Source organism: Pseudomonas rhizophila, from assembly GCF_003033885.1.
Taxonomy (GTDB): Bacteria; Pseudomonadota; Gammaproteobacteria; order Pseudomonadales; family Pseudomonadaceae; genus Aquipseudomonas; species Aquipseudomonas rhizophila.
On record NZ_CP024081.1, the window covers coordinates 514,346 to 528,409 of the forward strand.

General features: G+C 60.3%; 14 protein-coding genes. 8 read left to right on the forward strand and 6 right to left on the reverse strand.

Annotated features, from left to right (window positions below; translation table 11 throughout):
* Positions 1-76: 76 nt before the first annotated feature.
* From CRX69_RS02325 to CRX69_RS28045, 3 genes are all read right to left on the reverse strand, one after another.
* Positions 77-268, reverse strand: a complete 192-nt coding sequence (locus CRX69_RS02325; protein WP_047227327.1) for a hypothetical protein — start codon at positions 266-268, stop codon at positions 77-79.
* 68 nt (positions 269-336) lie between these two features.
* Entirely contained in the window at positions 337-924 is a 588-nt protein-coding gene (locus CRX69_RS02330) for an LOG family protein (RefSeq protein WP_107321468.1), read from the reverse strand.
* Positions 925-985: 61 nt separating this feature from the next.
* Positions 986-1,111, reverse strand: coding sequence for a hypothetical protein (locus CRX69_RS28045; protein WP_257220608.1), 126 nt, complete (start codon positions 1,109-1,111; stop codon positions 986-988).
* A gap of 156 nt (positions 1,112-1,267) precedes the next feature.
* Between CRX69_RS28045 and azu the strand changes: the two genes are divergently transcribed.
* On the forward strand, positions 1,268-1,714 hold the full coding sequence (azu, locus tag CRX69_RS02335) for an azurin (RefSeq protein WP_107321469.1): 447 nt from the start codon (positions 1,268-1,270) through the stop codon (positions 1,712-1,714).
* A 170-nt stretch (positions 1,715-1,884) separates the two neighbouring features.
* Here azu and nadE read toward each other — a convergent pair whose 3' ends face one another.
* The 3 genes from nadE to CRX69_RS02350 all read right to left on the reverse strand — a co-directional run bounded on the left by nadE (position 1,885) and on the right by CRX69_RS02350 (position 5,091).
* Positions 1,885-2,712 carry an ammonia-dependent NAD(+) synthetase gene (nadE, locus tag CRX69_RS02340; RefSeq protein ID WP_047227330.1) on the reverse strand — a complete coding sequence of 276 codons (828 nt, stop codon included), beginning with the start codon at positions 2,710-2,712 and terminating at the stop codon, positions 1,885-1,887.
* Positions 2,713-2,735: 23 nt separating this feature from the next.
* Positions 2,736-3,941: a nicotinate phosphoribosyltransferase gene (pncB, locus tag CRX69_RS02345; protein WP_047227331.1), complete on the reverse strand. Its 1,206-nt coding sequence runs from the start codon at positions 3,939-3,941 to the stop codon at positions 2,736-2,738.
* 244 nt (positions 3,942-4,185) lie between these two features.
* Entirely contained in the window at positions 4,186-5,091 is a 906-nt protein-coding gene (locus CRX69_RS02350) for a LysR family transcriptional regulator (protein WP_107321470.1), read from the reverse strand.
* A 177-nt stretch (positions 5,092-5,268) separates the two neighbouring features.
* Between CRX69_RS02350 and amaB the strand changes: the two genes are divergently transcribed.
* The 7 genes from amaB to CRX69_RS02385 all read left to right on the forward strand — a co-directional run bounded on the left by amaB (position 5,269) and on the right by CRX69_RS02385 (position 13,660).
* Positions 5,269-6,759 carry an L-piperidine-6-carboxylate dehydrogenase gene (gene amaB / locus CRX69_RS02355; RefSeq protein WP_047227333.1) on the forward strand — a complete coding sequence of 497 codons (1,491 nt, stop codon included), beginning with the start codon at positions 5,269-5,271 and terminating at the stop codon, positions 6,757-6,759.
* 165 nt (positions 6,760-6,924) lie between these two features.
* Positions 6,925-8,208: an L-pipecolate oxidase gene (gene amaA / locus CRX69_RS02360; protein ID WP_107321471.1), complete on the forward strand. Its 1,284-nt coding sequence runs from the start codon at positions 6,925-6,927 to the stop codon at positions 8,206-8,208.
* A gap of 365 nt (positions 8,209-8,573) precedes the next feature.
* Entirely contained in the window at positions 8,574-9,710 is a 1,137-nt protein-coding gene (locus CRX69_RS02365; RefSeq protein WP_107321472.1) for a branched-chain amino acid ABC transporter substrate-binding protein, read from the forward strand.
* Positions 9,711-9,880: 170 nt separating this feature from the next.
* The gene (locus CRX69_RS02370) at positions 9,881-10,795 is read left to right on the forward strand and encodes an ABC transporter permease subunit (protein WP_047227336.1); all 915 of its coding nucleotides are present in this window, start codon (positions 9,881-9,883) and stop codon (positions 10,793-10,795) included.
* A 2-nt stretch (positions 10,796-10,797) separates the two neighbouring features.
* On the forward strand, positions 10,798-12,078 hold the full coding sequence (gene livM / locus CRX69_RS02375) for a high-affinity branched-chain amino acid ABC transporter permease LivM (protein WP_047227337.1): 1,281 nt from the start codon (positions 10,798-10,800) through the stop codon (positions 12,076-12,078).
* A complete protein-coding gene (locus CRX69_RS02380; RefSeq protein WP_047227338.1) occupies positions 12,075-12,947 on the forward strand; it encodes an ABC transporter ATP-binding protein in 873 nt (290 codons plus the stop codon). Before livM ends, CRX69_RS02380 begins: the two co-directional genes overlap by 4 nt.
* Positions 12,944-13,660, forward strand: coding sequence for an ABC transporter ATP-binding protein (locus tag CRX69_RS02385; RefSeq protein WP_047227339.1), 717 nt, complete (start codon positions 12,944-12,946; stop codon positions 13,658-13,660). Before CRX69_RS02380 ends, CRX69_RS02385 begins: the two co-directional genes overlap by 4 nt.
* The last annotated feature ends 404 nt before the right edge of the window (positions 13,661-14,064 follow it).

The window sequence follows — 14,064 nt, forward strand, 5'->3', positions numbered from 1 at the left end:
TGAGGGCCGGCAGCGAGGCTGCCGACCCTGGACACAGAACCGGGGGGCCGGATCAGATCATCGGGCCCTGAGGGTATCAGGCGTCGGGCGTCTGATCTTTCGGTGCATCAACATCTACGTCTGCTGCCACGTCGCCTTCGGTATCCGGGGTCAGTGCTGCTGCTTCTTCTTCAGCGGTAGCTTTCTTGCGCTGAAGCTTTTCCTCTTTCTTCTGCTCCTTGGCCAAGTCTCTCTGACGTTTGGCGAAGGAATAATTGGGTTTGGCCATGGGCGATCCTCTGGGGTCGAAGGTGAGGTTGAGCGGCGCGTATTCTGCCCTGTATCGGGGTCGAGCCGTTAGCTGGGTTTTTGTTCGGCCCACTTTGGCTGCACCGACGGTTGCCATTCGTCCAGCGCATCGAGCAGGTGGTGGGGTGATTCGCTCACTTGCAGCATGTCACGGTGGGGCCCACGGACGAAGCCTTCGCCGACGATATGATCAAGAAAACCGGTGAGTTTGCTGTAGAAACCGTTCACTTCCAGCAGCCCCAGCGGTTTGCTGTGATAGCCGAGCTGGCCCCAGGTCCAGACTTCGAACAACTCCTCCAGCGTGCCAAGGCCGCCGGGCAGGGCGATGAAGGCATCGCTGAGCTGAGCCATGCGTGCCTTGCGGGCGTGCATGCCGTCCACCACTTCCAGGCGGGTCAGGCCGCTGTGGCCGATTTCCTTGTCTTTGAGGCTCTGCGGGATGATACCGATCACTTCGCCGCCGGCCGCCAGGGCCGCATCGGCGACGATGCCCATCAAGCCGACCGCGCCGCCGCCATAGACCAGGGTCAGTTTTCGTTCTGCCAACGCACGCCCCAAGGCCTGCGCCGCTTCACGATAGGCTGGGTGGCTACCGGTGCTGGCGCCGCAAAATACACAAACAGACGCTAAAGACATGCCTTACTCCGTGGTCAGTAACTGGACCAGAGTAAAGCCTGGCTTTGGCTGCGCAAAGCAATTAAACCTCGCGCCGGGGTTTTTCGTAGGTGCCACTGGCACCGCAGGCGTAGGCGGCAAGCAAGCTGCACAGCAGGCCGTTGAGGTTCATGATGCGGTACTCCAGAGAGGTGATGGAGCTGATCATATGGCCGGCTCATACCTTTGGCTGGTTGATTATGCTCATCAGGCTGATAGCCTTAAGTTGTATACAATCTTTGACTCAGGTCATAGGAACTTGTCTGAAATTCAGGCAGTCTTCCCCATTGACGGAATTTTTCTAACCATGCCTTGGAGATTCACCATGTTTGCCAAACTTGCTGCAGTATCCCTGTTGACGCTGGCCAGCAGCCAGCTGATGGCAGCCGAGTGCAAGACCACCATCGACTCGACCGACCAGATGTCCTTCAGCACCAAGGCCATCGAGATCGACAAGAGCTGCAAGACCTTCACCGTTGAACTGACTCACTCAGGCAGCTTGCCGAAGAACGTCATGGGCCATAACTGGGTACTGAGCAAAGAAGCTGACATGCAGCCGATTGCTACCGATGGCCTGGCAGCCGGCATCGACAAGAACTACCTGAAAGAAGGCGATGCGCGCATCATCGCTCACACCAAGCTCATTGGGGCCAAGGAGAAGGACTCGGTGACTTTCGATGTATCGAAACTGAGCGCCGATGAGAAATACGGCTTCTTCTGCTCGTTCCCGGGCCACATCTCGATGATGAAAGGCACGGTTACCCTGAAGTAATCACATCAGGCATAAAAAAAGCGCCCGTTTCAGGGCGCTTTTTTGTGCCTCGCCAATAACCGCACATCCTGTGGGAGCGAGCCTGCTCGCGATGACGGCAGCACATTCAACATCAATGCAAACTGACCCACCGCTATCGCGAGCAGGCTCGCTCCCACAGGGATTGCCGGTCACGGCGCGTACGGCATCACCCGCTTGTGCTCGGTCTTGCGATAGGTCTCGCAAATGATTCGAGCGGCTTCTTCGCGCACCGGCAGCCCATGCAGGAACGCATCGATCTCGCCATAGGTCACGCCGTGGGCGGCTTCGTCGGGCTTGCCGGGCGACAGGTCCTCAAGGTCGGCAGTGGGGACTTTTTCCACCAGCGATTCCGGCGCGCCGAAGTCTCGGGCAATAGCCCGGACCTGGTTTTTCACCAGGCCGCTCAACGGCGCCAGGTCACAGGCGCCGTCACCGAACTTGGTGAAGAAACCCATCACGGCTTCGGCCGCATGGTCGGTGCCGATGACCAGGCCTTGCTCGGCACCGGCGATGGTGTACTGCGCCACCATGCGCATCCGCGCCTTGGTATTGCCCAGCACGAAATCCCGGGAGCCCGGCCCTTTGCCTTCGAACGCCAGCACTTCCTTGGCCAGTGCCTTGACCGCCGGACCGATGTTGACGGTATGGCGCTCGTCCGGCTCGATGAAGTCCACGCAGGCCTGGGCTTCATGTTCGTCGAACTGGGTTTCGTACGGCAGGCGCACGGCAATGAACTTGTAGGCGGCGTTGCCGGTTTTCTCCCGCAGTTCACGCGCTGCGCGTTGGGCCAGCAGGCCGGCGGTCAGCGAATCGACCCCGCCGCTGATGCCCAGTACGAGGGTCTTGAGTCCGGAGTTGACCAGACAATCCTGGATAAAGCCCACCCGACGAGCGACTTCGGCCTTGAGGGCAGCGTCATCGGCGAACGGTGGCTGAACCTTGAGCTGTTCAGCAATCTCACGCTGTACGGCTTGCATGAATTCACTCCTTGCTTGGTGTGTCAAAGGGCGGCAGGTACTTGGAAAACGTGTCGCATGTAAGCGACGAAATTCGGGTCTTTGCAGTGGGTCTTGCCGGGCTCGTCTGAAATCTTGGCCACGGGTTGCCCGTCACAGCTGATCATTTTAAGCACGATGCTCATCGGCTCCACACCCGGGATGTCACACGTCAGGTTGGTGCCGATACCGAAGCTGACATTAATGCGACCACGCAATGCCCGAAAAATCTCCAGGCATTTGGGCAGTGTCAGGCTATCGGAGAACACCAGCGTCTTGCTCATCGGGTCGATACCGAGCTTGTGGTAGTGAGCAATGGCTTTTTCGGCCCAGATGACCGGGTCCCCGGAGTCATGGCGCAAGCCGTCGAACAGCTTGGCGAAGAACAGATCGAAGTCCTTGAGGAAAGCGTCCATGGTGATGCAATCGGTCAGTGCGATTCCCAGCAGGCCCCGGTACTCACGCACCCAGCAATCGAGGGCGGCGATCTGACTGTCGATCAGCCGCGGGCCCAGTTGCTGATGGGCCATGATCCATTCGTGGGCCATGGTGCCCAGGGGTTTCATGTCCAGCTCGCGGGACAGGTGCACATTGCTGGTGCCGACGAAGCGTCCAGGGAAATCGTGCTTGAGCACGTTGACGACTTCTTCCTGGACGCGATAGGAAAACCGCCGGCGGGTGCCGAAGTCCGCGACCTGCAGTTCGGATAACTCGTCGGCGCTGGCGTTGGCGGTCAGCCAGTCGAACTTGCGATACAGCTGTTCGCGCGCCTGCTCCAGAACGATCTCGCGGTAGCGATAGCGATTACGTACCTCGCTGACGATGGCCAGCAGCGGCACTTCGAACAGAATCACATGCAACCATGGCCCACGCAGGCGGATAAACAGCTCGCCGTTCTCGATACCGGTGTGCACATAGCGCAGATTGAAACGGAACAGGCCCAGAAAACGCAGGAAATCGGGTTTGAGGAAGCTGATGCGCTCCAGGAAGCCCAACTGGTCGACGCTCAGACTCAGCTCGGCCAGGCGTTCGATCTGAAAGCGGATCTCCGCCAGATACGGGCGCAGGTCTTCGCTGTTGCGGCAGCGAAATTCCCATTCGACTTCGACGTTGGGGTAGTTGTGCAGCACCGCCTGCATCATTGTCAGTTTGTAGAAGTCGGTGTCGAGCAGGTTCTGCACGATGCGATCGGCAAATACACTCTCGCTCATGGCGGGAATCTCCAGACAGGCCGCTGCGGCGGGCAGCGGGGTGCAGCGGTTGGTGGTGAAGGGGCTAGTGGCGCATAACCCTGGTGAGTATTGCCAGCGATTTTTTAACGGCGGGTACTCCGCTGGAGTGTCTGGATATGCCAACGGGCCTCATCGCGGGCAAGCCTTGCTCCCACAGAAGAGCGTGCGACCGGCAGCTGTGCCCACCCCCTGTGGGAGCAAGGCTTGCTCGCGATAGCCATGCTCAAGGTGCCATCGAAACCTCGTTCTGCTCCAGCATCCACTCCACAAAAAGCCTGACCTTGGGCACTTCCGCCGAATGTTCAGGATAGGCCAGGTAATAGGCATCGGTACTGGGCATCGCATAGTGCCAGGGGATCACCAGCTTGCCGTCAGCCAGTTCTTCTTCCACCAGAAAGCGCGGCAGCAGGGCGACGCCGCAGCCAACCTGGGCGGCCCGGATGCACATGTAGAACGTTTCGAAGCGCGGCCCGTGGTAGCTGTGTTCGGTGTGATAACCCTGGCTGGCGAACCAGTCGTGCCAGGCCTGGGGGCGTGAGGCGTTTTGCAGCAGCACCAGATCGGTCAGTTGCGTCGGGTCGCTGAAGGGCTGGGCCGGCAGATTGCCAGGCGCGCAGACCGGCACCAGCTCTTCGCCGAACAGTTTCAGGGATTCGGCGCCGGGCCGTGAGCCCTGGCCGAAATAGAACGCCAGGTCGCTGCGCCCCTGAAGCAAGTCGTCGGCCTCCTGCTCGCTGCACAGGTCCAGATGAATTTTCGGGTGCCGCAGGCGCCAGCCTTTGAGCCGTGGGACCAGCCAGCGAGCTCCGAAGGTTGGCGGTGTGGAAACCCGTAGGACTTCGGTATCGCCGCCGTAGGAGCGCAAGTAGTGGGTCGACATCTCCACCTGCGTAAGGATTTTTCGTACCTCCCCCAGGTACAAATCCCCGGCCGGTGTCAGCTGCAAGCGTCGACGTACGCGGCGAAACAGCAAATGCTGTAGCAGTTCCTCCAACTGTGCGACCTGTTTGCTGACGGCGCTCTGAGTCAGGTTCAGCTCTTCGGCGGCGCGAGTGAAGCTCAGGTGTCGGGTCACCGCTTCGAAGCACTGTAGCGCCGTGATCGACGGCAAATAGCGTTTATTGATCATGATGAGGCCTTATTTCTTGTGGCGCTGCTTATCCGGTCATGGCCAGCATGAATAAACGGAATGATATCTCGCTTAAAGGTCGTTTGTTGGCAAGTCTCGGGCCAGCTACAACTACAGGTCTGATCAGCCGTGATCGTCCGGCTGCCAATTCTTTGTCTTTTGTTTGAGGAATTAACCATGGTTGCTGCATTGCTTGATCGTCTGGGTGTTGAACCGGCCTTGTACCAGAGCGGCACACAACCGGTGCATTCGCCCATCGACGGCAGTCGCATCGGCGCCGTGAACTGGGAGGGCGCCGCAGAGGTTGAGCAGCAGGTCAGCCGCGCCGAGCATGCGTTCGACCTGTGGCGCCAGGTGCCGGCCCCTCGCCGCGGCGAGCTGGTACGTCAATTCGGTGACCTGCTGCGCGAGTACAAGGCCGACCTCGGCGAGCTGGTGTCCTGGGAAGCCGGCAAGATCACCCAGGAAGGTTTGGGTGAAGTGCAAGAGATGATCGACATCTGCGACTTCGCGGTCGGTCTGTCCCGTCAGTTGTACGGCCTGACCATCGCCTCCGAGCGTCCGGGCCACCACATGCGTGAATCCTGGCATCCGCTGGGCGTGGTCGGCGTGATCAGCGCTTTCAACTTCCCCGTGGCGGTCTGGGCCTGGAACACCACGCTGGCGCTGGTGTGCGGCAATGCGGTGATCTGGAAACCCTCGGAAAAGACCCCGCTCACCGCCCTGGCCTGCCAAGCGTTGTTCGAACGTGTGCTGAAGAACTTCAGCGATGCGCCACCGTACCTCAGTCAAGTGATCATCGGTGGCCGCGATGCTGGCGAAGCGCTGGTGGACGATCCGCGCGTCGCGTTGATCAGCGCCACCGGCAGCACCCGCATGGGCCGTGAAGTGGCGCCGAAAGTCGCCGCGCGCTTTGCCCGCAGCATCCTCGAGCTGGGTGGCAACAATGCGATGATCCTGGCCCCCAGCGCCGATCTGGACATGGCCGTGCGCGCCATCCTGTTCAGCGCCGTCGGCACCGCCGGCCAACGTTGCACGACGCTGCGCCGCCTGATTGCCCATGAGTCAGTGAAAGAAGAGATCGTCAGCCGGCTCAAGGCCGCTTATTCGAAAGTGCGCATCGGCCATCCGCTGGAAGGCAACCTGGTCGGGCCGCTGATCGACAAGCAGAGCTTCGAAAACATGCAGGATGCACTGGAGCAGGCCTTGAGCGAAGGCGGGCGAGTATTTGGTGGCAAACGCCAGCTTGAAGACCAGTTCCCGAATGCCTACTACGTATCGCCGGCCATCGTCGAGATGCCGGAGCAGAGCGATGTGGTGTGCCACGAAACCTTCGCGCCGATCCTTTATGTGGTCGGCTACAAGGATTTTGCCCAGGCCCTGCAACTCAATAACGCGGTGCCTCAAGGCCTGTCGTCCTGCATCTTCACCACGGACGTGCGTGAAGCCGAGCAATTCATGTCAGCAGTGGGCAGCGACTGCGGCATCGCCAACGTCAACATCGGCCCGAGCGGCGCGGAAATCGGCGGCGCGTTCGGCGGCGAGAAAGAGACCGGCGGCGGACGTGAGTCAGGCTCCGATGCATGGCGCGGTTACATGCGTCGCCAGACCAACACCGTGAACTACTCGCTGGAGCTGCCGTTGGCGCAGGGGATTACCTTCGACTGAGAAACTGGATCTTCGACCGATGAAGATCCCCTGTGGGAGCGAGCTTGCTCGCGATAGCGTCGGATCAGCCAACATGGATGTTGCAAGGTAAACCGCATCGCGAGCAGGCTCGCTCCCACAATGAGTTTATGTGTAGTGGTTGGGTTTCATTTCCGGAGTCTGGCAATGCCGTTACGCGAAGAATGTCTGTGGGAAAAACTGACGCCGCAAAGACCTGAAAATACCGCCCTCACCGGCGAAATCACGGTGGATGTCTGCGTGATCGGCGCAGGTTTTACCGGTTTGTCGGCGGCGGTGCATTTGCTCGAACAAGGCAAGCGCGTGGCTGTGCTGGAGGCCCATCGGGCCGGGCATGGTGGGTCGGGGCGCAATGTCGGATTGGTCAACGCCGGCTTGTGGATCCCGCCGGATGAGATAGAAGCCGGCTTCGGCGAAGCGGTGGGCAGCCAGCTCAATCGCATGCTCGGGGCGGCGCCGGCGCTGGTGTTCAGCCTCGTCGATAAATACAACATTGATTGCCAGCTGCGCCGCGAAGGCACGCTGCACATGGCTCACAACACCAGGGGCGAAGCGGACCTGCGCAGTCGTGAAGAACAATGGAAGCGCCGTGGCGCCCCGGTGGAGTTGCTCACCGGCCAGGCGTGTGCCCAGGCCACGGGCACCTCGAAAATCGCTGCGGCATTGCTCGACCGGCGTGCCGGCACGCTCAATCCGATGGCCTACACCAGTGGGCTGGCCAAGGCTGCCAGCGACCTTGGTGGCCAGTTGTTTGATCATTCCCCCGTCACGCGCCTGGAACGCCAAGGGCAGCGCTGGTCGGTGCAAACTGCCCAGGGTTCGGTACTGGCCGAGCAAGTGGTGATCGCGTCCAATGCCTACACCGAAGGTGACTGGACGGAGCTGCGGCGCAATTTCTTTCCCGGTTACTACTATCAGGTTGCTTCCGCTCCGCTGACCGACGAAGCGGCGCAGCGCATCCTGCCAGGCGGCCAGGGCTCGTGGGACACCCGCCAGGTACTGAGCAGCATTCGTCGGGACAAGGACGGGCGTCTGTTGCTGGGCAGCCTGGGTAATGGCAATCGCAAACCCACCTGGTTCCTCAAGGCGTGGGCCGACCGGGTGCAACAGCACTATTTCCCTTACCTCAAGCCGGTGGAATGGGAATGCACCTGGACCGGGTGTATCGCCTTCACCCCCGATCACCTGATGCGCCTGTTCGAGCCGGCCCCCGGTCTGGTGGCCGTGACGGGTTACAACGGCCGCGGCGTGACGACTGGCACAGTAGTGGGCAAAGCCTTTGCCGACTATCTGTGTCACGGCGACGCCAGCGCGCTGCCGATTCCCTTCGCCGCCATGCGGCCACTGGCCGGGACAGGCTTGCGCAGCTGCTTGTATGAAGCGGGTTTTTCGCTGTATCACGCCGGCCAGTGCCTGCGAATTGTGATCTGAATGTTGAAAAATGTTGCCGCAGCGCTCGTTTTCCACCACAACGTCTAGCCTGTTATGGTGCGGGTTGTAGCAGTTGTGCACCGCCAGTGTGCAGTTCGGTGACGCGGGTTGTTACAGGTGGGTTGCACGTCGTTTCGTGTGATGGTTGCAATGATGGCTCAGGGAGGGTTGTACCCATTTGGTTCTATGGTTGTACCTTGTGCGGTTTAGACGGTTGCACGCCCAATAAAAAAGGGCTCGAAACAGTCGAAATAACAATAAAGCAGCGACTTTTTTAAGAATAAAAAACCGATGGCACGGCGCTTGCTCTGAGCTTTTCAGTGAAGTCGCAGTGCCAACTAAAAAAAACCTTGGAGCACCACCTCATGTCCCAGACGTTTTACAAGAAAGGCTTTCTGGCCCTCGCAGTGGCAGCTGCGCTGGGTGTTTCTGCGTTTGCTCAGGCCGACGTCAAGATCGGCGTAGCGGGTCCGATGACCGGTGCCAACGCGGCATTTGGTGAGCAGTACATGAAAGGCGCACAGGCCGCGGCCGATGCAATCAACGAAGCGGGCGGCATAAACGGCGAGAAAATCGTTCTGGTACCGGGCGATGACGCCTGCGAACCGAAGCAGGCCGTGGCGGTGGCCAACCGTTTTGTCGACCAGGACAAAGTTCTCGCCGTGGTCGGTCACTTCTGCTCCTCGTCCACCATCCCGGCGTCCGAGGTCTACGGCGATGCCGGCATCATCTCCATCACTCCGGGTTCCACCAACCCGCAGGTCACCGAGCGCGGCCTGAGCGCGATGTTCCGTATGTGCGGTCGTGACGACCAGCAGGGCATCGTCGCCGGCGACTACATCGTTGACGTGCTCAAGGGCAAGAAAATCGTTGTCCTGCACGACAAGGACACCTACGGTCAGGGCCTGGCGGATGCTACCAAGGCTCAGTTGGCCAAGCGTGGCGTGGAGCCGGTGCTGTACGAAGGCCTGACCCGTGGCGAGAAAGACTTCAGCGCCGTGGTCACCAAGATCCGTTCGGCCGGTGCCGACGTGGTCTACTTCGGCGGTCTGCACCCGGAAGCCGGCCCACTGGTCCGCCAGTTGCGTGAGCAAGGCCTCAAGGACGTGAAATTCATGTCCGACGACGGCATCGTCACCGACGAACTGGTCACCACCGCCGGCGGCCCGCAATACGTGGATGGTGTGTACATGACCTTCGGCGCCGACCCGCGCCTGCTGCCAGACAGCAAGGCCGTGGTGGACGCGTTCCGTGCCAAGGGCACCGAGCCGGAAGGCTACACCCTGTACGCCTACGCCTCGGTCCAGGCCTTGGCGGCCGGTTTCAACGGCGCCAAGAAAAATGACGGCGAAGCCGCGGCCGAATGGCTCAAGGCCAATCCGGTCCAGACCGTGATGGGCAAGAAGGAGTGGGACTCCAAGGGCGACCTGAAAGTCTCCGACTACGTGGTTTACCAGTGGGACAAGGACGGCAAATACCATCAGCTGGAAAAACAGAAGTGACATGAACGGCTGAATCGCCCGGCGCCCCTGGTGCCGGGCGGTTTACCCGTGTTCATGCAGTACCTGTCTTTTCTCCCGAGAGCTGCGCGCACATCGTGCAGCGTCGGCGGCTGAACCCCGGTCCGTCGCAGCGGTGTGCGTGCAGTCTCTCAAATGCGTGAGATTGCGTTATGGATGGTATTTTCCTGCAGCAACTGATCAATGGCCTGACCCTCGGGTCGGTCTATGGTCTGATCGCCATCGGCTACACAATGGTCTACGGCATCATCGGCATGATCAACTTCGCCCATGGCGAGGTTTACATGATCTCTGCGTACCTCGCGGCGATCAGTCTGGCTCTGCTGGCCTGGTTCGGTATCGAATCCTTCCCCCTCATGATTCTCGGCACGCTGGTGTTCACCGTGGTGGTGACCGGCGTCTACGGCTGGGTGATCGAGCGCGTCGCCTACAAACCCCTGCGTAACTCCACTCGCCTGGCACCGCTGATCAGTGCCATCGGCATTTCGCTGATCCTGCAGAACTATGCCCAGATCAGCCAGGGCGCTCGCCAACAGGGCGTGCCCACGTTGCTCGAAGGCGCCATGCGCGTGGACATCGGCAGCGGCTTCGTCCAGCTGACCTACACCAAGATCTTCATCCTGGTCGCCGCATTCGCCGGGATGGCCTTGCTGACCTACATCATCAAGTACACCAAGCTCGGCCGCATGTGCCGCGCGACCCAGCAAGACCGCAAGATGGCCTCCATCCTCGGGATCAACACCGACCGGGTGATTTCCTATGTGTTCGTCATCGGTGCGGCCATGGCGGCCCTGGCCGGTGTGCTGATCACCATGAACTACGGCACCTTCGACTTCTATGCCGGCTTCATCATCGGCATCAAGGCGTTCACCGCGGCGGTACTCGGCGGCATCGGTTCCCTGCCTGGGGCGATGCTGGGCGGGATCATCCTCGGCATCTCCGAGTCGCTGTTCGCCGGTCTGATCAACTCTGACTACAAAGACGTGTTCAGTTTCTCGCTGCTGGTGCTGATTCTGATTTTCCGTCCCCAAGGCCTGTTGGGTCGCCCACACGTGGCGAAGGTATAAGTATGTCTGCTGCCAATAAACCGATTGATATCAAAAAGAGCGTCATCGACGCGATCCTGGCCGGCCTGATCTCGCTGATCGTGTTCGGGCCGATTGTCGGCGTGGTGCTCGACGGCTACAGCTTCAACCTGCAACCGGCCCGCGTGGGCTGGCTGGTGGCGATCGTGATGGTCGGGCGCTTTGCCTTGAGCCTGTTTCTGCAAACCCCCAAGGGTCTGAAGATTCTCCAGGGGTTCGAAAGCACCAGCTCCGGCGTGCATGTGCTGCCGCCAGACTACAAGTCGCGCCTGCGCTGGATCATCCCGGCGTTGATCGTGATTGCCATCGTGTTCCCGTTTTTTGCCAACAAATACGTGCTCACGGTGGTCATCCTCGGGCTGATCTATGTACTGCTGGGCCTGGGGCTTAACATCGTGGTCGGCCTGGCCGGGCTGCTCGACCTGGGTTACGTGGCGTTCTATGCCATCGGCGCCTATGGCCTGGCGCTGGGTTACCAATACCTGGGGCTGGGGTTCTGGACGGTGCTGCCGCTGGCGGCGATTGCGGCGGCGATGGCCGGGTGCATATTAGGATTCCCCGTGTTGCGAATGCACGGTGACTACCTGGCCATCGTGACCCTGGGTTTTGGCGAGATCATCCGGCTGGTGCTCAACAACTGGCTGTCGTTTACCGGCGGGCCGAATGGCATGCCGGTGCCGTCGCCGACCTTCTTCGGCCTGGAGTTCGGCCGGCGAGCGAAGGAGGGCGGGGTGCCGTTCCACGAGTTCTTCGGCATTGCCTACAACCCCAACGTCAAATTCCTGTTCATCTACATCGTCCTGTTCATCACCGTGTTGCTGGTGCTCTACGTCAAGCATCGCCTGACCCGCATGCCGGTCGGTCGCGCCTGGGAAGCCTTGCGCGAAGACGAGATCGCCTGCCGCTCCATGGGCCTGAACCATGTGCTGGTCAAGCTCTCGGCGTTCACCATTGGTGCTTCCACGGCGGGCCTGGCAGGCGTGTTCTTTGCCAGTTACCAGGGCTTCGTCAACCCGTCGTCGTTCACCTTCTTCGAGTCGGCGCTGATTCTGGCGATCGTGGTACTGGGCGGCATGGGGTCGACAGTGGGCGTGGTCATCGCTGCATTTGTCCTCACCGTGGCGCCGGAGTTGCTGCGCAGCTTCTCGGAATACCGGGTGCTGCTGTTCGGCGTGCTGATGGTGTTGATGATGATCTGGCGCCCGCGCGGCCTGATTCGCATCAGTCGTACCGGGGTGACGCCGCGTAAGGGAGTAGCGCCATGAGCGAAGTCGTGCTTACCGTTGAAAACCTGATGATGCAATTCGGTGGGATCAAGGCCCTCAGCGACGTCAGCCTGCAAGTCAAGCGCAACTCGATCTTCGCCCTGATCGGCCCCAACGGTGCGGGCAAGACCACGGTGTTCAACTGCCTGACCGGTTTCTACAAGGCCACAGGCGGCAAAATCGAGCTCAATGTGCGCGGCGAGCGGACCGATGTCATCAAGCTGTTGGGCGAACCGTTTCGTCCCACTGACTTCGTGTCCCCCAAATCCTTCGCCAGCCGGGTGTTCTACAAGATGTTCGGCGGCACCCACCTGGTGAACCGTGCAGGCCTGGCGCGGACCTTCCAGAACATTCGCCTGTTCAAGGAAATGTCCGTGCTGGAGAACCTGCTGGTGGCTCAGCACATGTGGGTCAATCGCAGTCTGGTGGCGGGCGTGCTCAACACCAAGGGTTACCGCCAGGCAGAAAGCGATGCCCTGGACCACGCCTTCTACTGGCTGGAAGTGGTGGACCTGGTGGATTGCGCCAACCGGCTGGCGGGCGAACTTTCCTATGGCCAGCAACGGCGCTTGGAAATTGCCCGGGCCATGTGCACCCGCCCGCAGATCATCTGTCTCGACGAACCGGCCGCCGGCCTAAACCCTCAGGAAACCGAAGCGCTGAGCGCGATGATCCGGCTGCTGCGCGACGAGCACGATCTGACCGTGGTGCTGATCGAACACGACATGGGCATGGTAATGAGCATTTCCGACCACATCGTGGTGCTGGACCACGGCAACGTGATCGCCGAGGGCGGTCCCGAGGCGATTCGCAACGATCCGAAGGTGATCGCAGCCTACCTGGGTGCCGATGAAGAGGAGTTGGTATGAGTGGACCTATCCTCGAACTCAAGGAGCTGGACGTATTCTACGGGCCGATCCAGGCCCTGAAAAAAGTCTCGATGCACATTGGGGAAGGTGAAACCGTCAGCCTGATTGGCTCCAACGGTGCCGGCAAGTCCACGTTGCTGATGTCGATTTTCGGCCAGCCGCGGGCGGCGAGTGGGCAGATTATCTACCAGGGCGTGGACATCACGCACAAGTCGTCCCACTACATCGCCTCCAACGGCATCGCGCAATCGCCGGAAGGACGGCGGGTATTCCCTGACATGACTGTTGAGGAAAACCTGTTGATGGGCACCATTCCCATCGGTGACAAGTACGCCAGCGAAGACATGCAGCGCATGTTCGAGCTGTTCCCGCGGCTCAAGGAGCGGCGCAACCAGCGGGCCATGACCATGTCCGGCGGCGAGCAGCAGATGCTCGCCATCGCCCGGGCGCTGATGAGCCGGCCCAAATTGTTGCTGCTCGATGAACCCAGCCTGGGACTGGCGCCGATCGTGGTCAAACAGATCTTCGCCACCTTGCGGGAGCTGGCGTCCACCGGCATGACGATCTTTCTGGTGGAGCAGAACGCCAACCACGCCCTCAGGCTGTCGGACCGGGCCTATGTGATGGTCAACGGTGAAATCCGCCTGACCGGCACCGGCAAGGAACTGCTGGTCAACGAAGAGGTGCGCAACGCGTATTTGGGCGGCCATTGACACAAGGCCAGCCATGAAAAAACCGGCGATTGAATCGCCGGTTTTTTTATCTTTCAAATCCACCACCCATCCCCTTGTGGGAGCGAGCCTGCTCGCGGTGGCGCCGGACCATCCAACCTCTTTATATCGGACATGACCCTATCGCGAGCAGGCTCGCTCCCACAGGGTTTGGCGCTGTGCCCGAGAATTGTGGACAACAATCCTGAGCCCCTGCGAAACCGCGACATAAAGTCGCCGCAAACAGTTGTTTTGTCACGGTTTTGACTTGTCCCCGTTTGCTGTGGAACCGGCTGTGGGTAAGGTGGGAGTAGCTGGCTGCAAGCCTCTGAATACGTGGCTTTCAGGCGTGTGGTTGTTTTTTGATCAGAGGATTTCGGTCAAGCGGGTACGAGGGGTGTCAACAC

Coding starts and splice junctions, on each gene's coding strand:
- CRX69_RS02325 (WP_047227327.1), bottom strand. CDS start 268: ATGGCCAAACCCAATTATTCCTTCGCCAAACGTCAGAGAGACTTGGCC.
- CRX69_RS02330 (WP_107321468.1), bottom strand. CDS start 924: ATGTCTTTAGCGTCTGTTTGTGTATTTTGCGGCGCCAGCACCGGTAGC.
- CRX69_RS28045 (WP_257220608.1), bottom strand. CDS start 1,111: ATGATCAGCTCCATCACCTCTCTGGAGTACCGCATCATGAACCTCAAC.
- azu (WP_107321469.1), top strand. CDS start 1,268: ATGTTTGCCAAACTTGCTGCAGTATCCCTGTTGACGCTGGCCAGCAGC.
- nadE (WP_047227330.1), bottom strand. CDS start 2,712: ATGCAAGCCGTACAGCGTGAGATTGCTGAACAGCTCAAGGTTCAGCCA.
- pncB (WP_047227331.1), bottom strand. CDS start 3,941: ATGAGCGAGAGTGTATTTGCCGATCGCATCGTGCAGAACCTGCTCGAC.
- CRX69_RS02350 (WP_107321470.1), bottom strand. CDS start 5,091: ATGATCAATAAACGCTATTTGCCGTCGATCACGGCGCTACAGTGCTTC.
- amaB (WP_047227333.1), top strand. CDS start 5,269: ATGGTTGCTGCATTGCTTGATCGTCTGGGTGTTGAACCGGCCTTGTAC.
- amaA (WP_107321471.1), top strand. CDS start 6,925: ATGCCGTTACGCGAAGAATGTCTGTGGGAAAAACTGACGCCGCAAAGA.
- CRX69_RS02365 (WP_107321472.1), top strand. CDS start 8,574: ATGTCCCAGACGTTTTACAAGAAAGGCTTTCTGGCCCTCGCAGTGGCA.
- CRX69_RS02370 (WP_047227336.1), top strand. CDS start 9,881: ATGGATGGTATTTTCCTGCAGCAACTGATCAATGGCCTGACCCTCGGG.
- livM (WP_047227337.1), top strand. CDS start 10,798: ATGTCTGCTGCCAATAAACCGATTGATATCAAAAAGAGCGTCATCGAC.
- CRX69_RS02380 (WP_047227338.1), top strand. CDS start 12,075: ATGAGCGAAGTCGTGCTTACCGTTGAAAACCTGATGATGCAATTCGGT.
- CRX69_RS02385 (WP_047227339.1), top strand. CDS start 12,944: ATGAGTGGACCTATCCTCGAACTCAAGGAGCTGGACGTATTCTACGGG.